19 protein-coding genes and 1 other annotated feature are annotated in these 18,801 nt (G+C 55.6%); of the genes, 9 read left to right on the top strand and 10 right to left on the bottom strand.

All coding sequences use genetic code 11. The features are described 5' to 3' along the window. Nucleotides 1-176: 176 nt before the first annotated feature. Nucleotides 177-2,276, bottom strand: a complete 2,100-nt coding sequence (fusA, locus tag F3J29_RS03185; protein WP_166862951.1) for an elongation factor G — start codon at nt 2,274-2,276, stop codon at nt 177-179. A 202-nt stretch (nt 2,277-2,478) separates the two neighbouring features. Between fusA and F3J29_RS03180 the strand changes: the two genes are divergently transcribed. Then, entirely contained in the window at nt 2,479-2,787 is a 309-nt protein-coding gene (locus F3J29_RS03180) for an ArsR/SmtB family transcription factor (RefSeq protein ID WP_166862949.1), read from the top strand. A gap of 40 nt (nt 2,788-2,827) precedes the next feature. On the opposite strand, the gene F3J29_RS03175 is transcribed toward F3J29_RS03180, so the two are convergent. The 5 genes from F3J29_RS03175 to dacD form a co-directional block, all read right to left on the bottom strand. Beyond that, on the bottom strand, nt 2,828-3,163 hold the full coding sequence (locus tag F3J29_RS03175) for a DUF496 family protein (protein WP_166862948.1): 336 nt from the start codon (nt 3,161-3,163) through the stop codon (nt 2,828-2,830). Nucleotides 3,164-3,336: 173 nt separating this feature from the next. After that, on the bottom strand, nt 3,337-4,395 hold the full coding sequence (locus F3J29_RS03170; protein ID WP_166862946.1) for an FUSC family protein: 1,059 nt from the start codon (nt 4,393-4,395) through the stop codon (nt 3,337-3,339). A 150-nt stretch (nt 4,396-4,545) separates the two neighbouring features. Then, the gene (locus tag F3J29_RS03165; RefSeq protein ID WP_166862944.1) at nt 4,546-4,980 is read right to left on the bottom strand and encodes a VOC family protein; all 435 of its coding nucleotides are present in this window, start codon (nt 4,978-4,980) and stop codon (nt 4,546-4,548) included. A 12-nt stretch (nt 4,981-4,992) separates the two neighbouring features. Further along, nucleotides 4,993-5,457: a DNA gyrase inhibitor SbmC gene (gene sbmC, locus F3J29_RS03160; RefSeq protein ID WP_166862942.1), complete on the bottom strand. Its 465-nt coding sequence runs from the start codon at nt 5,455-5,457 to the stop codon at nt 4,993-4,995. 313 nt (nt 5,458-5,770) lie between these two features. Further along, a complete protein-coding gene (gene dacD / locus F3J29_RS03155) occupies nt 5,771-6,937 on the bottom strand; it encodes a serine-type D-Ala-D-Ala carboxypeptidase DacD (protein WP_166862940.1) in 1,167 nt (388 codons plus the stop codon). A gap of 252 nt (nt 6,938-7,189) precedes the next feature. On the opposite strand from dacD, the gene F3J29_RS03150 reads away from it, so the two are divergent. Together F3J29_RS03150 and sbcB are read left to right on the top strand one after the other, a co-directional pair. Further along, the gene (locus tag F3J29_RS03150) at nt 7,190-8,341 is read left to right on the top strand and encodes an acyltransferase family protein (protein ID WP_166862938.1); all 1,152 of its coding nucleotides are present in this window, start codon (nt 7,190-7,192) and stop codon (nt 8,339-8,341) included. 76 nt (nt 8,342-8,417) lie between these two features. Further along, complete coding sequence (gene sbcB / locus F3J29_RS03145; protein ID WP_166862936.1) at nt 8,418-9,845, top strand: exodeoxyribonuclease I; 1,428 nt, start codon at nt 8,418-8,420, stop codon at nt 9,843-9,845. Between the two features lie 63 nt (nt 9,846-9,908). Here the strand turns inward: sbcB and F3J29_RS03140 are convergent, their stop codons facing one another. From F3J29_RS03140 to F3J29_RS03130, 4 genes are all read right to left on the bottom strand, one after another. Beyond that, nucleotides 9,909-11,273: an APC family permease gene (locus F3J29_RS03140; RefSeq protein WP_166862934.1), complete on the bottom strand. Its 1,365-nt coding sequence runs from the start codon at nt 11,271-11,273 to the stop codon at nt 9,909-9,911. After that, nucleotides 11,263-11,325, bottom strand: coding sequence for a hypothetical protein (locus tag F3J29_RS22900; protein WP_494493252.1), 63 nt, complete (start codon nt 11,323-11,325; stop codon nt 11,263-11,265). Before F3J29_RS22900 ends, F3J29_RS03140 begins: the two co-directional genes overlap by 11 nt. Nucleotides 11,326-11,698: 373 nt before the next feature. After that, entirely contained in the window at nt 11,699-12,613 is a 915-nt protein-coding gene (locus tag F3J29_RS03135; RefSeq protein WP_166862932.1) for a LysR substrate-binding domain-containing protein, read from the bottom strand. A 26-nt stretch (nt 12,614-12,639) separates the two neighbouring features. After that, nucleotides 12,640-13,467 (bottom strand): SDR family oxidoreductase, encoded by an 828-nt coding sequence (locus F3J29_RS03130; protein WP_166862930.1) that lies wholly within the window; start codon nt 13,465-13,467, stop codon nt 12,640-12,642. A 200-nt stretch (nt 13,468-13,667) separates the two neighbouring features. Between F3J29_RS03130 and hisL the strand changes: the two genes are divergently transcribed. From hisL to hisH, 6 genes are all read left to right on the top strand, one after another. Further along, the gene (gene hisL / locus F3J29_RS03125) at nt 13,668-13,718 is read left to right on the top strand and encodes a his operon leader peptide (RefSeq protein ID WP_126358378.1); all 51 of its coding nucleotides are present in this window, start codon (nt 13,668-13,670) and stop codon (nt 13,716-13,718) included. Further along, nucleotides 13,694-13,816, top strand: a sequence feature (His leader region). Its footprint overlaps the gene before it by 25 nt. Nucleotides 13,817-13,853: 37 nt before the next feature. Beyond that, a complete protein-coding gene (hisG, locus tag F3J29_RS03120) occupies nt 13,854-14,753 on the top strand; it encodes an ATP phosphoribosyltransferase (protein WP_008455029.1) in 900 nt (299 codons plus the stop codon). Nucleotides 14,754-14,757: 4 nt separating this feature from the next. Continuing rightward, a complete protein-coding gene (hisD, locus tag F3J29_RS03115; protein ID WP_166862927.1) occupies nt 14,758-16,065 on the top strand; it encodes a histidinol dehydrogenase in 1,308 nt (435 codons plus the stop codon). Further along, nucleotides 16,062-17,144 carry a histidinol-phosphate transaminase gene (hisC, locus tag F3J29_RS03110; protein ID WP_166862925.1) on the top strand — a complete coding sequence of 361 codons (1,083 nt, stop codon included), beginning with the start codon at nt 16,062-16,064 and terminating at the stop codon, nt 17,142-17,144. Before hisD ends, hisC begins: the two co-directional genes overlap by 4 nt. Further along, on the top strand, nt 17,141-18,208 hold the full coding sequence (hisB, locus tag F3J29_RS03105) for a bifunctional histidinol-phosphatase/imidazoleglycerol-phosphate dehydratase HisB (protein ID WP_166862923.1): 1,068 nt from the start codon (nt 17,141-17,143) through the stop codon (nt 18,206-18,208). Before hisC ends, hisB begins: the two co-directional genes overlap by 4 nt. After that, nucleotides 18,208-18,798: an imidazole glycerol phosphate synthase subunit HisH gene (gene hisH, locus F3J29_RS03100; RefSeq protein WP_166862921.1), complete on the top strand. Its 591-nt coding sequence runs from the start codon at nt 18,208-18,210 to the stop codon at nt 18,796-18,798. Before hisB ends, hisH begins: the two co-directional genes overlap by 1 nt. Nucleotides 18,799-18,801: the final 3 nt, after the last annotated feature.

Here is an 18,801-nt window from a genome sequence, read left to right as displayed (position 1 = left end):
ATGTGCCGATTGTGTGAGCAAAGGCCCGGTTAATCATTTGGCCTTAGGTGAATGGTCGAGAGAGATTCGGAAATGAATAATGACGTTCAGCGAGTTGCAGCCTCACTGGAAACGGACGCGTAAATTTGCTCGGATGAAAGGTGGATGAGAAAACCCCATCCACCCTGAACGACTCATTATGATTTACGGCTGGCAATAATATCGTCGGCCACGTTACGCGGCGCTTCGGCATAATGATGGAACTCCATGCTGTAGGTCGCCCTGCCCTGAGACATTGAGCGCAGCGTGGTGGAATAACCAAACATTTCTGCCAGCGGGACATCAGCGCGAATAATCTGGCTGCCAAAGCGTTCTTCCATGCCCTGCACCATGCCGCGACGGGAAGAGAGATCGCCCATGATGTTACCGGCGTACTCTTCCGGCGTTTCCACTTCCACGTGCATGATCGGCTCCAGAATAACCGGATCCGCTTTGCGCACGGCGTCCTTGAAACCGAAGATCGCCGCCATCCTGAACGCCATTTCCGAAGAGTCGACGTCATGGTAAGAGCCGAAGGTCAGCGTGGCTTTGACGTCCACCACCGGGTAACCGGCCAGCACACCTGTATTCATCGCCTCACGCAGACCTTTTTCCACAGAAGGAATAAACTCACGTGGCACTACGCCCCCTTTGGTGGCATCTTCAAACACAAAGCCTTTGCCCGGCTCAAGCGGTTCGAGCGTCAGCACTACATGTCCATACTGACCTTTACCGCCTGACTGCCGCACAAATTTCCCTTCCACGTCTTTCGCCGTTTTACGGATGGTTTCGCGGTAAGTTACCTGTGGCCGGCCAATGTTCGCTTCCACGCCAAACTCACGTTTCATCCGGTCGACGATAATTTCCAGGTGAAGCTCGCCCATGCCGGAGATGATCGTCTGGCCGGATTCTTCGTCCGTATGCAGGCGGAAAGAGGGATCTTCCGCCGCTAAACGCTGCAGCGCGATGCCCATTTTCTCCTGGTCAGCCTTGGTCTTCGGCTCGATAGCGAGGGAAATCACCGGCTCAGGGAACTCCATCCGCTCAAGCGTGATTGCCGCATTCGGGTCGGTTAGCGTGTCCCCCGTGGTGACGTCTTTCAGCCCTACGCAGGCGGCGATATCCCCGGCGCGCAGCTCATCAACCTCGTGGCGGTCATTCGCATGCATCTGCACAATACGCCCGATACGCTCCTTTTTGCCTTTCACCGGGTTGTAAACCGAATCGCCTTTTTTCAGCACGCCGGAATAAACACGGATAAAGGTCAGTTGCCCAACATACGGGTCGGTCATCAGCTTGAAAGCCAGCGCCGAGAAGGGTTCATCATCACTGGGATGGCGTTCCGCGTGTTGCCCTTTTTCATCCACGCCGTCAATGGCAGGAATGTCGAGCGGCGATGGCATCAGCTCTACCACCGCATCCAGCATGCGCTGCACGCCTTTGTTTTTAAACGCGCTGCCGCACAGCATGGGCTGAATTTCCCCGGAAATGGTGCGCTTGCGCAGGCCAGCAATAATTTCCGCTTCGCTCAGATCCCCGGTTTCCAGGTATTTATCCATTAGCTCATCGTCAGCTTCCGCCGCCGCAGAGACCATTTTTTCGCGCCACAGTTGTGCAGTCTGCAGCAAATCCTGCGGCACAGGCCCATAGCTGAACGTCATGCCCTGGGTCGCATCGTCCCAGATAATGGCGCGCATTTTGATGAGATCCACCACGCCAGTGAAGCTGTCTTCTGCCCCGACCGGGATCACGATGGGAACAGGGTTGGCTTTCAGGCGGTCAATCATCATCTGCACCACGCGGAAGAAATCAGCCCCCGGACGGTCCATTTTGTTGACGAAGGCCAGCCGCGGCACGCGGTATTTATTTGCCTGCCGCCAAACTGTTTCCGACTGCGGCTGTACGCCGCCAACTGAGTCGTAAACCATCACGGCGCCGTCGAGCACGCGCATGGAGCGCTCCACCTCAATGGTGAAGTCCACGTGTCCCGGCGTATCGATGATGTTGATACGGTGCGGTTCGAAACCGCGATCCATACCCGGCCAGAAGCAGCTCACCGCGGCGGACGTAATGGTAATGCCGCGCTCTTGCTCCTGAGCCATCCAGTCTGTCGTTGCTGCGCCATCGTGAACTTCACCCAGTTTGTGGCTCATGCCGGTGTAAAACAAAATACGTTCGGTCGTGGTTGTTTTACCGGCATCGATATGGGCTGAAATACCAATGTTGCGATAGCGTTCGAGAGGGATGGGTCGGGGCATGATATATCCTTAGTCTTGTTGACTGTTAAACGGCGGCCACTATGGCCGTCAGAATTGTTCGCCATCAGGATAGTACAACTGTACGAGTATATTCGAACAATTTGAGCTATCGTTAATATCAATACATTCGAAGGGCATCAAGTTTGCTATCAAGTTTGCTATAGTAGCCGGCCGCCGTGCCGCCACCGCCTACAGGAAGAGTATGATCGCCAACCATCCGGAACGAGAACAAATCCGCCTTGAAAATGTGCTTTTTGCGCTGGGCAACCCTTTGCGGATGGGGATCGTCAGATCGCTTGCCGGCGGGGCAGAGCTTACCTGCGGCGCTTTAATTCAGGATGTGGCGAAGTCGACCATGACCCACCACTGGCGCGTTCTGCGCGATAGTGGCGTCATCTGGCAGCGTCCTCAGGGACGTGAGAATTTGATTTCGTTAAGGCGTGAGGATCTGGATGCGCGGTTCCCCGGACTGCTGGAAACCTTACTGCGTGTGATGGTGAACGAGGCATAAAAAAACCGCCCCTACAGGCGGTTATTTAAATTCACTGAAGTTATTCAGATTTGCTGTCAGCCACTTTTTGCTCGCCCATCACTTTCAGCTTCTTAGAGATCTCACGACGCTCTTTAGACAGCTCGGCGTTTTTGATGATGTAATCATCCACGCGGTCTTCATAGTCGGTTTTCATGCTGGCAATAATACCCTGCACCGCTTCAATGCTCATACCCGGCTTGATGTAGTCGCTCAGGTTATCAAGCAGCAACACGCGCTTTTGGTTGTCACGGATCTTTTTCTCTACGTCCTGAATTTCACGCTGCAGTTTGTTTTTACGACGGAACAGACGAACAAACTCCAGAACGTCCTGGAAGGTAGGTTTGATATTTTCCATTTTTACACCCCTGCTAAATTGGTACTCGGATTCGTTAAGACAACCGCCATAACCTTAGTAGTAGCGGTTGACGATTACAATTTTTTGTCAGTCTCACTAACGGGCTTGCCCTATCTTAACCTCAATTTCTGCTGAATCGAAACAAGCATTGTCATTTCTGTGCTTAACGCGCGCTATTTGCGCAGCGCGCGACAAATAAGATGCGACAGCAGCTCAAGCTGGCGGGCCAGTTCCAGGCTAAGCCAGACGTAGCCGTGAATAGGCGTCTCCTGAAGCTGGCTGCCCTTACCCTCTTCCATCAGCTGGCGCAGTTCAAAAACGATTTCGTTTAATTTCTCGGTGTTGGCTGAGATAGGCGAAGGGTTCCCTTCATACAGCGCCTTCGCAATCGCCGACAGCGTTCGCTGCGTCATTTGCTGCGTGTCGCGCAGCGTATGGGCGTTGATCATCACAAAATGGCTTTCCCGCGTCGCCCAATAGGCGTTGATTTGCAGCTCAAGGGTGCAGACCATGTTGCGGTTAATGGTCTGAATTGCCTCAAAGACTGACTTCTGAATACGGGTTTCTTTGCCTGCGGGACCAATCAGGGCGCGCATTTTAACCACGTCATTCAGGATTTTCTGCAACGGCTTCGCCAGGCGCGGGCGCTCCACAAGGTTTGGCGAAAACCCTGCCGTATAAATTTTGCTAAACGCCTGCACGAAGGTCGCCATCTGGATACGCCAGTGGATAAATGCCCGCTGCGGGTAAACGCTGGTGAATAACATGGCCAGAAGCGAGCCGAAGATAACGTCGCCGCTGCGCCACAGCGCTATCTCCATGTCCCCCGGCGGCGCCCCGACAACCACGGAGAGCGTGATGCCGATAAGCAACGCCTGGTAGGGACGTTTACCCAGCGCCAGATAGCCGCACAGGAACATCGCCAGCCCGCACCAGATAATCATCAGCGGCAGCGAAAAAAGCTCCAGCTTGAGGGCTATCAGCCCGATGGCTGCACCAAAAATGGTGCCACCGATACGCTGAAAGGCGCGCGGAACCACGTTCCCCCAAAAGGAAATGGGACCCATCACCACCACCAGCGTAATAAGCGGCCAGGTGCCTTCGGGGATGTTCAGCAGGCGAACCAGAACAAAAGTCAGCACAAAAGCAAGGGCGATGCGTATACCGTGGGCAATGCGATAGTTGCGGTAAATACGGGTTTCAAACGGGGTCAGTGATTTGTCGGGGCGCACACCCGGCTCTCCGGAGATAAAAAAGAAATTGTACCCGTTTTTCTCACAAAGAAATCATGTCGCCGGGTACGGCAGGGCTTTTCCGCAGAATATTTCACATTTCTTTGCTGAATATCAGAAATGGGCGGCAGATTGCCGCCCGGAATATCGCTAGCGCAGCCAGGGCGTAACGGTCACACCAACCAGCAGACCTTCGGGACTGAGCAAGCGCGACACCGTTTGCCCCCAGGGCTCGATACGGTTATCCACCAGCATCTGGTACCCGGCCTGCTTTAGCACCGCAGTCGCTTGCCCGACATCTTCTACTTCAAACTCAACCCAGCTTTGGGGCACAACGATGCGCTCTGGCCAGCTGGCCTGGCCGAAACAGGACTGTGCCGCCTGAGCGAGCGGCCAGAGCGCAAAATGCTTCACGCCCTCCAGTTCGCCCTGCTCCGTTGCCAGATAGTCCTCGTTGCCTTCCATCGCCTTCAGCGGCAGGCCAAGCACCTGCTGATAAAACCCGGCACTTGCCGCCACGTCGCGCGTTACGGGGCCATACCCGGCAATAAATAACACCTTTAACCCTGCGATAGCTTCCGTCACGGTGAGCTCCTGTCAGACTTTAGCGACCGGGATATACATATCAATTTCCCATACACCGGACGCCGAGCCGTCGTTGAGATAGATTTCGTAACAGGGTTTGCCGGTTAACTGATAGTCGCCGTCAGCCTCTACCAGATCAAAGAAGGTTTCCCAGGCTTCCTGGAACGCTTCGTTTTTCACGATGGCATGCCCGATGGCGTAGGTATCTGCCTCGATAGCCGTGATGATAACGCCTTCGCTGTTTTCAGGTAGTTTGAAATCTTCTGGCACGCCCAGCACCGTGTCCACGCGGAGCTTTTCTGGCGGAACAACATCGGGGTCGTCATAGTAAACGGCCAGCCAGTCTCCGCTCAGGCTGTGGGTTTTCGCCCACATGGCCAGTTGCCCAAACCCTTGCGGAACCGTGGTTTCCCACGGGCCGACCAGATGAAAACCGGCCACTTTACGCGCCGGAACATGCTGAACTTTGAATGTCATACTGCCTCCACGCTGATGAATAAATACACTGTACATTTATACACTATATTCTTTAATAGCGGGACACAAGCTGCCAGATTTGGGAGCTGCTTCTCAGGAAATAGAGACAAAAAAACCGCGCAGAGCGTGGTTCCAGACGGCTGACAAACCACTGATGAGAGAAGAAATACCTGACGGCTTGTTAAAGAAAACAGGAAAATCAACTCGTTGATTTTCGGCTGATAACCACAAAGAGGGAAAAACCACGCTTTTTCCCTCTTTGTCAGCAACCTCAAACCGCGCAAATTGCGCGGTTCATCAACAATACAAAGGGTTAAAGCTTGCGGCTGATAAAGTCGCCGAGACGCGAAAACAGCCCGCCCTTCTCCACCGGCGTGAGGTTCACTAGCGGCCAGTGGGAGATAAGCCTGTCGCCATCAAACAACTGGATCTCGCCTACCTGCGTATTGGCCGCCAGCGGGGCCTCCATGTCCTGTTTGCTCAGCACATACTTTGCTTTGATGTTCGGCACTTCTGATTTAGGCAGCGCGAGGAAGACGTCCTGGTCCGGCCCCACATTGATGTTGGCCTTGTCGCCATACCAGATGTGCTCGCTGCCGATAGATTTACCTTTTTGCAAGACCTGCACGGTGTCGAAGTTATCCTGCCCCCAGTGCAGCAGCTTGCGGGCCTGCTCTTCACGCCCTTTTGAGCTAAGGCCGCCCATAATCACCGCAATCAGGCGGCGCTGGCCCAGCACGCTGGAGGCAATAATGTTAAACCCTGCCGTTTCGGTGTGCCCCGTTTTCAGCCCGTCCACGTTAAGGGATTTATCCCACAGCAGGCCGTTGCGGTTTTGCTGGGTAATGCCGTTCCAGGTGAGGCTACGCTCGCTGTACATATGGTAGAACTGAGGTTCACCGTGAATGATAGCGCGGGACAGAACGGCAAGATCGTAAGCGGAGCTATGCTGCCCCGGCGCGTCCAGGCCGTGCACGGTTTCAAAATGGGTGTCGTGCAGGCCAAGCTGCTCTACGTAATGATTCATCATGGCGACAAACTGCTTCTGCCCCCCGGCGACATAATCTGCCAGCGCAACGCAGGCATCGTTGCCGGAATCGATAATCAGCCCGCGGCTGAGATCGCGCACGGTCACCCGGTCGCCCGGTTTAATGAACATCAGCGACGAGCCATCGAATACCGGGTTACCTTTTGCCCAGGCATCTTTCCCCACCGTCACGACGTCGTCCGGGGTGATGCGTTTACTGTCGATTGCGCGGTCAACGACATAGCCGGTCATCAGTTTAGTCAGGCTGGCCGGATTACGCTGGACGTGCTCATTACCTGCGGTCAGCACCTGTCCGGTGGTGTAATCCATCAGTACCCATGCGCCGGCTTCTACCTGAGGTGGCTGCGGCTGATGAGAGAAGACATCATCAGCGTATGCGGCATTGACGGAGAGAGACAAAAAACTCAGGGCAACAAGCAGGCGGGTTTTCAACGGAATTTCCTCAAAGACTTAATTTACAGCGGCTCGTTTTACGGGAGTTCTTGTTAATTTGCTTCTTTAAATTGCAAGAAAATATGACATTTCATATTTAGCAATAATAATGAATGATATTTGTACGGAATATATTGCCCGAGGTATCACACTGCGTTTATTCCGATATTCAATGTTTGTACGACATTCTGATTGTGGCCACGCTGATTCATTTTTACTCTGGCCGAAGATTACACGCATAAAGGTCATTGTATGGTGGAAAGTAAACGCTGGTCCCCTGAGCTGGAGGGGCTGCGAGGACTTGCCTCGCTTTGGGTTTTGCTCGGCCACATTTGCCTGCTGGTGCAGTGCCGCATTCCCCTTCTTTACGACCCGGGCATGGGGGTCGATTTATTTATTTTGCTGTCAGGGTATTTGATGGCAAAAAATTATCAGGAGCGTCGGGAAAAAGAGCCGTGGAATAGCCCGGATACCTTTCGCAAATTCTGGCTACGCCGCTTTTTCCGCATCGCCCCGCTCTATTATTTGCTGCTGGTCGTTGCGCTGATTTTTGGTAGCTGGTTTGGCGAAATGCGCGATATTATCGCCAGCGCCTGGCCGACGACCGCCACCGCAAGCAGCCGCTATGCCGACCACTCTGCAATGAATATTTTCAGCCATCTGACGTTTATTTTCGGCCTGTTACCGGCCTGGTCCTTCCGCACCGTGTTGCCGGACTGGAGCATTGGGTTGGAGATGCAGTTTTATCTGCTGTTCCCGTTCATTATGCTGCTGGTGATGCGCTACGGGTTTACGGTTAGCGCGACGCTGCTGATGGTGGTTTGCCTCGCAGCTCGCTGGCTCTTCCCGGCGTATTTCAACGCCTTTCCTATGCCGTCCATGATCCTGATAAAGCTGCCGCTGTTTATCGCCGGCATGCTGATATCCCACGCGGTTATGCAAAGAAACTTGCGCTATTGTGCGCTGGCGCTGCTCGCGCCGGTCATTGCCTGGCAGATGCATATTGCCGAGACCCATCTGCGGCTGGTGGCGGAGTGCGTGATGATTACCGGAATGACGCTGCTGCTCTGGCAGTCTGACAAGGAAAATCACCTGCATTGCTTCACTGCCGCACCTCGCAAGCTGCTCACCTGCCGGTTTAGTCTGTTCCTGGGGGATATCTCTTACTCGGTGTATCTGCTGCATCTGATGATTGTCCTCCCCACGATCGGCCTGCTGGTTCACTACACCGGTTTTGTCCATCAGCCTTCGCCGATGCGCTTCCTGATAGTCACGGCAATCGTGCTCCCTCCCGTCTGGCTGATTGCCTTCGCGCTTTATCATCAGGTAGAAAAACGCGGCATCGCGCTGGGTAAACAGTTGCTGAGCGGGGCGGAAATGAAGTCCGAAAGGTCAGTATCTTAAACGTGCTTTTCCTTCTGATGCGCGGGCAGATGGTTTACCATTGAGTCTGATGATAACTAGCCCAATGGTAACCTCTGTGTCCGATTCCGCCTCACTTGCTACCTTTCTGTTTCACGATTACGAAACCTTCGGCAAAAGCCCTTCGCTGGACAGACCGGCCCAGTTTGCCGCGATTCGCACCGACAGCGAATTTAACGTTATTGGCGAACCGGAAGTGTTTTATTGCAAGCCTGCGGATGACTACCTGCCCCAGCCTGAAGCCGTGATGATCACCGGTATAACGCCCCAGTTGGCGCTGGCGCGCGGCGAAAACGAAGCGGCCTTCGCGAAGCGCATTCACGACATCTTCACGGTGCCAAAAACCTGCGTGGTGGGCTACAACAACGTACGGTTTGATGATGAAGTGACGCGGAATATCTTTTACCGTAATTTCTACGATCCGTATGCCTGGAGCTGGCAGAACGACAATTCTCGTTGGGATTTGCTCGACGTGATGCGCGCCTGCTACGCCCTGCGCCCCGAAGGCATTGTCTGGCCGGAAAACGAGGACGGCCTGCCCAGTTTCCGCCTTGAACATCTGACCAAAGCCAACGGCATTGAGCACGCCAACGCGCACGATGCCATGTCAGACGTTTACGCCACCATCGCAATGGCTCAGCTGGTGAAAACCCGCCAGCCGCGCCTGTTTGAGTATCTCTACAGCCACCGCTCAAAGCAGAAATTACAGACGCTGATTGATATCCCGCAGATGAAGCCGCTGGTCCACGTCTCCGGCATGTTCGGCGCCCAGCGCGGCAATACCAGCTGGATAGCACCGCTGGCCTGGCACCCGGACAACCGCAATGCGGTGATAATGGTCGACCTGGCCGGGGATATCTCGCCGCTGCTGACGCTGGATGCCAGCACCCTGCGTGAACGCCTGTACACGCCCAAAGCCGAGCTGGGGGATAACGCGGCGGTGCCGATTAAGCTGGTGCACCTGAATAAATGCCCGGTGCTGGCCGTTGCCAACACCCTGCGCCCGGAAGATGCCGACCGCCTCGGCATTAATCGCCAGCAATGCCTTGATAACCTGAAAACGCTGCGCGAACACCCGGAAGTGCGTGAGAAGGTCGTGGCGCTGTTTGCTGAAGCCGAGCCGTTTGTGCCGTCTGAGAACGTCGATGCCCAGCTTTACAACGGCTTCTTTAGCGACGCCGACCGGGCCGCAATGCGCATCGTGTTGCAAACCGACCCGCAGCATCTACCGGCGCTGGATATCACCTTTGCCGATAAGCGCATTGAGAAGCTGCTGTTCAACTATCGCGCGCGCAACTGGCCAGGTACGTTAAGCGAAGATGAGCAAAACCGCTGGCTGCAGTACCGCCGTGACGTGCTTTCCCAGGAAGCCCTGCAGGCCTACGCCCTTGAGCTGGAAGCGCTGTATAACCAACATGAAGGGGATAAAGAGAAAATGGCGCTGCTGAAAGCGCTGTTTGAATACGCCCAGTATCTGGTCGGTTAATGTTTCCAGCAGCCCAAAAAAAAGCTCCCTGAGAGGGGAGCTTTTTTTGTAGTCAGAAGCCGATCAAGCCGCGTCTTCGTTGTACTGCGGCACCGGGTTACGGAAGCTGCGGGTGACACAGGCCAGATAAATCAGGCCAATACCGCCCCAAATCAGGCCGAGAACCATCGAGCTCTCTTCCAGGTTGATCCACAGCGCGCCAACCGTCAGAGCACCACATACCGGCAGCACCAGGTAGTTAAAGTGGTCTTTCAGCGTTTTGTTACGCTTTTCGCGGATCCAGAACTGAGAGATAACCGACAGGTTCACGAAGGTGAACGCGACCAGCGCCCCAAAGTTAATCAACGCAGTGGCCGTCACCAGGTCGAAACGAATCGCGAGCAGCGCAATAGCCCCAACCAGCAGCACGTTCCATGCCGGAGTACGCCATTTCGGATGAATGTAACCGAAGAAGCGAGTCGGGAACACGCCATCACGCCCCATCACGTACATCAGTCGAGAAACGCCCGCATGTGCCGCCATACCGGAAGCCAGGACGGTCACGCTGGAGAAGATCAGCACGCCCCACTGGAAGGTTTTACCGGCCACATACAGCATGATTTCCGGCTGCGACGCGTCTGGATCTTTAAAGCGCGAAATATCCGGGAAATAGAGTTGCAGGAAGTAAGTAGCAACAATAAATACCATGCCGCCAATCAGCGCGGTCAGGAAGATCGCTCTTGGGATCACACGTTCTGCATCTTTTGTCTCTTCGGACAGAGAAGAGATGCCGTCAAAGCCCAGGAACGAGAAGCACAGAATGGTCGCCCCGGTAATCATCGGCACTACATGGGCATCGCCTGACCAGAATGGACGAGAGCTCGCCAGCGTGGCTGCGCCTTCACCGTGATAAACCCCATAAATAATCATGCCGACGATGACGGAGACAATCCCCATCTGCAGCACCACGATCAGGGTGTTGAAGTTAGCCACGGTTTTGATGCTGCGCAGGTTAGAGATGGTCATAAAGGCCACCAGCGCCACAACAAATATCCACGACGGCACGCCCGGTACCAGCGCTTCAAAGTAAATTTTTGCCAGCAGAATGTTGATCATCGGCATGAACAAATAGTCCAGCAGCGACGACCAGCCAACCATAAACCCAACGGTAGGGTTAATGGACTTCTGAGCGTAGGTATAGGCGGAGCCCGCAGACGGGAAACGACGCACCAGCTTGCCATAGCTCAGCGCGGTGAACAGAATCGCCACCAGAGCAAAGGCATAAGCCGTCGGCACATGGCCGTCGGTCATCCCGGAAACAATACCGAAAGTATCAAACAAGGTCATCGGCTGCATGTAGGCAAGGCCCATCATGACTACCGGTACCAGCGTCAGGGTCTTACGCAGACCTGGGCGGGTGTTTGCACCTGCGGTGACGTTAAGCGACATGGTTGTTTCCCTCAGTAGAGAAAGCCTGCGCAAAAGCAAAAATCTGCCCCATCTTAATTTCCTCGGCGACACGACTGTCGTTTTTTAAAAGCTAGTATCTATCCGGTACGAAGCCCGGCCTCTTGGTTTTTTTGGCAAATGCCGTTTGTCTGACTTAATTGATTGCAAAAAAATAACCGACGTCTCTTAAACGTCGGTTAGTTTTCTATTTTGCAGGCCGCATATTTTGCACCATTTGAAGGCACAATGACAAGATGTTAAAGCCATCTTTAGCAATTTCTTTTTCAGCCTCTGGCGGCAGTAAAAACTGGCTAGTCCCACAGAGCAGAAGAAGATCGGCCTGAAACGCACTCTCAGCGCCATACGTCCTGTCTGGCTGCATAGAACATAGTAGAGCGAATTCAAAACCGCCAGTCAAAAAGGCACTATTTTTCTACTGGCATATACACCAGGGCAATATGCGGGTCACCGACGATTTTTTCGCGCCACCATTCGCTGGCGAGCCCGGCCGTTTGCTCATTCCAGCCTATCCAGACCGGGACATAAGATACCTGCCCTGCGACCTGTTTTTCCACCAGCGCACCGCTCTCAATATAACGCTGAGCCATATAGCGCGGCATGTACCCGCAGCCAATGCCGCTGATTTGCAGCTCGAGCTTGGTTTTGAAATCAAACACGGTGATCGCCTCCTGCTCTTCAAGCAAATGCAGCGCTCTGGCGGACTCGATTCTGGAGGTGTCTCCCACTACCACCGCCCGGGACTGTTTGACTAAACGGCGCGGCAGCGGTTCCTCGGCTTTCGCCAGTGAATGGTGGGGCGCCACAACAAAGACGATCTCCAGCCTGCCCAGCAGCGTATAGCCGAAACCGCTCAGCGAAGGCGGTTCGCTCATCGCCCCGACAATAATGTCCGCCCGCCCTTCCGTGAGCGCTTCCCACGAGCCGCCAAGCACATCGTTGATAAATTTTAGCCGCGTGACGCTGTAGCTTTGATAGAACGCCTCGATTAACGGCGTCAGCAGGGAAAAGGGAAACGCGTTGTCCACGCCGATGGTGAGTTCGTGCTCCCAGCCCTGCTGGAGTTTGATCGCCTGCTTTTCCAGTTCGCGCACCGAATGCAGAATTTCCCGACCTTTTTCCAGAAGAAGCTGGCCGGTCCGCGTAAAACGTGCCCGGTGGCCGCTGCGGTCGAGGATTTGAATATTGAGGTCGCTTTCCAGCTTTTGCACGCTGTAGCTCAGCGCCGAGGGGGTTTTAAAGAGTTTTGCCGCCGCGGCAGCAAAACTCCCTTCTTTATCCAGCGCATCGAGAATGATCAGGACCTCCAGTAAAGGTTTCATATTCACTCCCGGATATGTGGCTGAATTTACTGCATAGGCATCAGCAGCGGATTAGGATATTGATAGTCGAAGCCTAGCTCATTACAGATACGGCTGCCGTCAATCAGCTTGCCGTGGCCGGCTGCCGTGTCTTTACGAAACGACGGTGCCTCAAGACCAATTTGCCTGGCCATGCGCGTATAAAACTCTTCTCGCGTTGGGTGAGCAGGGGCACAAAGATTATAGACTCGCCCGCCTTTTGGCGCCTGAAGCAGCAGCGTAATGGCCGAAACCACATCTTCCAGATGGACCAGGTTCACGCCGTGCTGCCCGTTTGCCACATCCGTTTTCCCCGCCAGAAAACGCCCGGGATGACGTTCCGGCCCCACCAGCCCCGCGAGGCGGAGGATATCCACGGACGTTCCCGGCAGTTTGTGCAGCCAGTCTTCAAGCTCTTTAAGCACTTTGCCGCTGGCGGTGACAGGGTTAAGTGGAGATGTCTCTTTTAGGTTGCCCTCGCCCTCACCATACACGGAGGTCGAGCTGGTAAAGATAATGCGCGGCACGGAATGTGCGAGCGCGCTGTCGACAATTTCCTGCACCGCCTGCAGATAAAAATCATCACCTTCACCGCTGCGTCGGGCGGGTAGCGTCACCACTAACGCGTCGACGTTCAGCAGCGCTTCCAGATCCTCACTGTCGCAAACCAGTTCCGGCTGCAGATGCAGCTGATAACTTTCGATCCCGCACATGCGGGCTGCTTCTACGCCATCCCGCGTGGTTTTGCTGCCGGTGACCTGATAACCGCGCGCTGACAATGAAAGCGCCAGCGGCATTCCCAACCACCCTAACCCGACTATTGCGACCCTTTTCATGCCTTGTCTCCTGACCTTGCAGCATTATCTTCTGAAGAGTGAATTTAGCTCTCCGTTAAGGCTACGCCACCCGGGCAGAACTGACAATTCCCTCAGTCTTACAGAATATTAATCAACGAGGAAAAAACCCCTTGCGCTCGGTGCGTCATCTGGTTTACGTTAATTGGCACATAATGAATAGTCATTCATACGAGAATTTTATGACACGCGCTCAGTTTAAAAACCACCATCATCACCATCACCCTGACTAGTCTTTCAGGCGATTGGTGCTGGGAGACGAAAAGATCTTCCAGTGGTGCGTGAACGCGAGAAAAAGCCCCCGGAAGATATCTTCCGGGGGCTTTTTTATTGGGCGTCAGACAGGAATTGATAAGGGGTAACTACCGATGACCGACAACAACCGTTTACGCATAGCTATGCAGAAATCAGGCCGTCTTAGCGATGATTCACGCGAATTACTCGCCCGCTGCGGCATAAAAATCAACCTGCACACCCAACGCCTGATTGCGCTGGCCGAAAATATGCCCATCGACATCCTCCGCGTACGTGATGACGACATTCCGGGGCTGGTGATGGACGGCGTAGTGGACCTCGGTATCATCGGTGAAAACGTCCTCGAAGAAGAGCTGCTTACGCGCCGCGCCCAGGGCGAAGATCCGCGTTATTACACGCTACGTCGCCTGGATTTTGGCGGCTGCCGCCTGTCCCTGGCTACCGCCGTGGACGAACCCTGGGATGGCCCGGCAAGCCTCAACAACAAACGCATTGCGACCTCTTACCCGCACCTGCTGAAGCGCTACCTCGACCAGAAAGGCGTGCAGTTTAAATCCTGCCTGCTGAACGGCTCGGTGGAAGTGGCGCCGCGCGCCGGTCTGGCCGATGCCATCTGTGACCTGGTCTCTACCGGCGCAACGCTTGAAGCCAACGGCCTGCGTGAAGTCGAAGTTATCTACCGCTCTAAAGCCTGCCTGATCCAGCGTGACGGCGAAATGCCGGCGGCCAAGCAGCAGCTGATCGACAAACTGCTGACCCGTATCCAGGGCGTGATTCAGGCTCGCGAGTCCAAATACATCATGATGCACGCGCCAACCGAGCGCCTGGATGAAGTGATTGCCCTGCTGCCGGGCGCCGAGCGTCCAACCATTCTGCCGCTGGCCGGCGATCAGCAGCGCGTGGCGATGCACATGGTGAGCAGTGAGACGCTGTTCTGGGAAACGATGGAAAAACTGAAGGCGCTGGGTGCCAGCTCCATTCTGGTGCTGCCGATTGAGAAGATGATGGAGTGATGTGATGAGCAACTTCAACACGCTGATTAACTGGAACGACTGCGACGAAGCCGCTCGCCGCTCGCTGCTGATGCGCCCTGCTATCTCCGCTTCGGACAGCATAACCCGCACCGTGGCGGAAATCCTGAACAACGTTAAAAGCAACGGCGATGCCGCCCTGCGTGAATACAGCGCGAAGTTCGATAAAACTGAAGTGAAGCAGCTGCAGGTCACTCAGCAGCAAATCGATGAAGCCGTCGCGAGACTCGGCAGCGAGATTAAAGAGGCGATGGCCGTGGCCGTTGCTAACATCGAAAAATTCCACCTCGCGCAGCAGCTTGCGCCGGTGGATGTGGAAACCATGCCCGGCGTACGCTGCCAGCAGGTAACCCGCCCTGTAGCCTCCGTGGGCCTGTACATTCCCGGCGGCTCTGCGCCACTCTTCTCGACCGTGCTGATGCTGGCCACGCCTGCCCGCATCGCCGGATGCAAAAAAGTGGTGCTTTGCTCCCCGCCGCCGATTGCCGATGAGATCCTCTATGCCGCACGGCTCTGCGGCGTACAGGACGTGTTTCAGGTCGGTGGCGCCCAGGCTATTGCCGCGCTGGCGCTAGGCACAGAAAGCATTCCTAAAGTGGACAAGATTTTTGGGCCAGGCAACGCCTTCGTTACCGAAGCGAAGCGCCAGGTCAGCCAGCGCCTCGACGGCGCGGCCATTGATATGCCTGCGGGCCCGTCGGAAGTACTGGTGATCGCCGACAGCGGTGCCACGCCTGATTTCGTGGCCTCCGACCTGCTTTCTCAGGCAGAACACGGCCCGGATTCTCAGGTCGTTCTGTTGACCCCGGACAGCGCCATGGCCCAGGCCGTAGCCGATGCTGTCGAGCGCCAGCTTGCCGCCCTGCCGCGCGCAGAAACCGCCCGCAAGGCGCTGGAAAGCAGCCGTTTAATCATTGCCCGTGATTTAGCGCAGTGCATTGAGATCTCGAATCAATACGGCCCGGAGCACCTGATCATTCAGACGCGCAACGCCCGTGAGCTGGTGGATGATATTACCAGCGCGGGCTCGGTATTTCTGGGCGACTGGTCGCCGGAATCCGCCGGGGATTATGCCTCAGGAACGAATCACGTGCTGCCGACCTACGGTTACACCGCCACCTGCTCAAGCCTCGGGCTGGCGGATTTCCAGAAGCGCATGACCGTGCAGGAGCTGTCAGCACAAGGGTTTGCTTCTCTGGCAAAAACCATTGAAACCCTGGCCGCCGCCGAACAACTGACCGCCCACAAAAACGCCGTTACCCTACGCGTCGCCGCCCTGAAGGAGCAAGCATGAGCATCGAAGAGTTAGCCCGCGCCAACGTTCGCGCCCTGACCCCTTATCAGTCCGCCCGTCGCCTGGGCGGGCACGGCGACGTCTGGCTGAACGCCAACGAATACCCGACGCCGGTAGAGTTCCAGTTAACCGCGCAGACGCTGAACCGCTACCCGGAATGCCAGCCCAAACAGGTCATCGCCAACTATGCCAGCTACGCAGGCGTGAAGCCTGAGCAGGTTTTGGTGAGCCGCGGCGCGGATGAAGGTATTGAGCTGCTGATTCGCGCGTTTTGCGAACCGGGCAAAGATGCCATTCTCTATTGCCCGCCGACCTACGGCATGTACACCGTCAGCGCAGAGACTTTTGGCGTGGAGTGCCGCACGGTAGCCACGCTGGATAACTGGCAGCTGGATCTGCCGGCGATTGCAGAAAACCTCGACGGCGTAAAAGTCGTTTATGTTTGCAGCCCAAACAACCCAACTGGCCAGCTGATTAACCCGCAGGATTTGCGTGTACTGCTGGAAATGACCCGTGGCAAAGCATTAGTCGTTGCCGATGAAGCCTATATTGAGTTTTGCCCTCAGGCGACGCTGGCGGGCTGGCTCGACGAATATCCGAACCTGGTCGTGCTGCGGACGCTCTCTAAGGCGTTTGCCCTGGCCGGCCTGCGCTGCGGCTTTACGCTGGCGAATGAAGAAGTGATTAATCTGCTGCTAAAAGTCATCGCCCCTTACCCGCTTTCTACGCCGGTGGCCGACATCGCCGCCCAGGCGCTTAGCCCGCAGGGCATTAACGCAATGCGTGAGCGCGTGGCCGACGTGCTGCTTAATCGCCAGTACCTGATTAATGAGCTGAAAAGCGTACCTTGCGTTGAGCAGGTTTTCGACAGTGAAACCAACTACATCATTGCCAAAATTACCGCCTCCAGCGCGGTCTTTAAATCGCTGTGGGATCAGGGCATTATCTTACGTGACCAGAATAAACAACCGACGTTAAGCGGCTGCCTGCGCATCAGCATCGGCACGCGCGAAGAGTGCCAGCGCGCCATTGAGGCGCTGCGTCAGCAACCCGGCCTGCAGGCCACGGAGAGCAAATGAGCCAGAAAGTACTTTTTATTGACCGCGACGGGACCCTGATTTCCGAACCACCGAGCGATTATCAGGTCGACCGCATGGATAAACTCGCCTTCGAACCGGCCGTTATCCCGGCTCTGCTGCAGCTGCAAAAGGCGGGTTATCGCCTGGTGATGATCACCAACCAGGACGGCCTGGGGACCACCAGCTTCCCACAGGCCGATTTCGACGGCCCGCACAACCTGATGATGCAGGTGCTGACCTCACAGGATGTTATTTTTGATGAGGTACTGATTTGCCCTCACCTGCCGGCGGACAACTGCGACTGCCGTAAGCCAAAGCTGGCGCTGGTCACCGGCTACCTGCAGGACGGCGTGCTGGACAAAGCCAACAGCTATGTTATTGGCGACCGCGCCACGGACGTTGAGCTGGCCGAGAACATGGGCATTCAGGGCCTGCGCTACAACAGCGATGGCCTGGACTGGAAGCAAATCGCCGAGAAACTCACTAAGCGCGATCGCTACGCCCACGTTGAGCGCAACACCAAAGAAACGCAGATTGACGTGAAGGTGTGGCTGGATCGTGAAGGCGGCAGCAAGATTGCTACCGGCGTGGGTTTCTTCGACCACATGCTGGACCAGATCTGCACCCACGGCGGCTTCCGCATGGAGATCGCGGTGAAAGGCGATTTATACATCGACGATCACCACACCGTGGAAGATACCGGCCTGGCGCTGGGCGAAGCGCTGAAGCTGGCGCTCGGCGACAAGCGGGGCATCACCCGCTTTGGCTTTGTGCTGCCGATGGACGAATGCCTCGCCCGCTGCGCGCTGGATATCTCCGGCCGCCCGCACCTCGAATATAAAGCCGAGTTCAACTACCAGCGCGTGGGCGATCTCAGCACCGAGATGGTGGAGCACTTCTTCCGCTCGCTCTCTTACACCATGGGCGTGACGCTGCACCTGAAGACCAAAGGCAAGAACGATCACCACCGCGTGGAGAGCCTGTTTAAAGTCTTTGGCCGCACCCTGCGCCAGGCAATTCGCGTAGAGGGCGACACGCTTCCCTCCTCGAAAGGAGTCCTGTAATGAACGTGGTGATCCTCGATACGGGCTGCGCCAACCTGCATTCGGTAAAATCGGCCATTCAGCGCCACGGCTATGAGCCGCTGGTCAGCCGTGACCCGGACGTGGTACTGCGCGCAGATAAGCTTTTTCTACCGGGCGTAGGTACCGCACAGGCGGCCATGAACCAAATCATCGAGCGCGACCTGGTGGAGTTGATTAAAGCCTGCACCCAGCCCGTGCTGGGTATTTGCCTGGGAATGCAGCTTCTCGGCAGCCGCAGTGACGAAAGCCACGGCGTTGAGATGCTGGGCATTATCGACCAGCCGGCGCTGCAGATGAAAGACTTCGGCCTGCCGCTGCCGCACATGGGCTGGAACCGTGTCTACCCAAAGGCAGGCGATCGCCTGTTTCGCGGCATTGAGGACGGGGCGTATTTCTACTTTGTTCACAGCTACGCGATGCCGGTCTGCGAAAACACCATCGCCCAGGCAAACTACGGCGAAGCCTTCACCGCGGCGGTGCAAAAAGATAATTTCTGGGGCGTTCAGTTCCACCCGGAACGTTCCGGTGCGGCCGGGGCTCAGCTGCTGAAAAACTTTCTGGAGATGTAGACG

The sequence above is a fragment of the Enterobacter sp. Cy-643 genome (assembly GCF_011752815.1).
Lineage (GTDB): Bacteria > Pseudomonadota > Gammaproteobacteria > Enterobacterales > Enterobacteriaceae > Cedecea.
Note: the sequence above shows the minus strand (reverse complement) of the source record. Positions and strands in the feature narration are given on the sequence as shown.

Excerpts from the sequence above, each read along its gene's own strand:
- fusA (WP_166862951.1), bottom strand. The coding sequence starts at position 2,276 with ATGCCCCGACCCATCCCTCTCGAACGCTATCGCAACATTGGTATTTCA.
- F3J29_RS03180 (WP_166862949.1), top strand. The coding sequence starts at position 2,479 with ATGATCGCCAACCATCCGGAACGAGAACAAATCCGCCTTGAAAATGTG.
- F3J29_RS03175 (WP_166862948.1), bottom strand. The coding sequence starts at position 3,163 with ATGGAAAATATCAAACCTACCTTCCAGGACGTTCTGGAGTTTGTTCGT.
- sbmC (WP_166862942.1), bottom strand. The coding sequence starts at position 5,457 with ATGACATTCAAAGTTCAGCATGTTCCGGCGCGTAAAGTGGCCGGTTTT.
- F3J29_RS03150 (WP_166862938.1), top strand. The coding sequence starts at position 7,190 with ATGGTGGAAAGTAAACGCTGGTCCCCTGAGCTGGAGGGGCTGCGAGGA.
- F3J29_RS03140 (WP_166862934.1), bottom strand. The coding sequence starts at position 11,273 with ATGTCGCTTAACGTCACCGCAGGTGCAAACACCCGCCCAGGTCTGCGT.
- F3J29_RS03135 (WP_166862932.1), bottom strand. The coding sequence starts at position 12,613 with ATGAAACCTTTACTGGAGGTCCTGATCATTCTCGATGCGCTGGATAAA.
- F3J29_RS03130 (WP_166862930.1), bottom strand. The coding sequence starts at position 13,467 with ATGAAAAGGGTCGCAATAGTCGGGTTAGGGTGGTTGGGAATGCCGCTG.
- hisG (WP_008455029.1), top strand. The coding sequence starts at position 13,854 with ATGACCGACAACAACCGTTTACGCATAGCTATGCAGAAATCAGGCCGT.
- hisD (WP_166862927.1), top strand. The coding sequence starts at position 14,758 with ATGAGCAACTTCAACACGCTGATTAACTGGAACGACTGCGACGAAGCC.
- hisC (WP_166862925.1), top strand. The coding sequence starts at position 16,062 with ATGAGCATCGAAGAGTTAGCCCGCGCCAACGTTCGCGCCCTGACCCCT.
- hisB (WP_166862923.1), top strand. The coding sequence starts at position 17,141 with ATGAGCCAGAAAGTACTTTTTATTGACCGCGACGGGACCCTGATTTCC.
- hisH (WP_166862921.1), top strand. The coding sequence starts at position 18,208 with ATGAACGTGGTGATCCTCGATACGGGCTGCGCCAACCTGCATTCGGTA.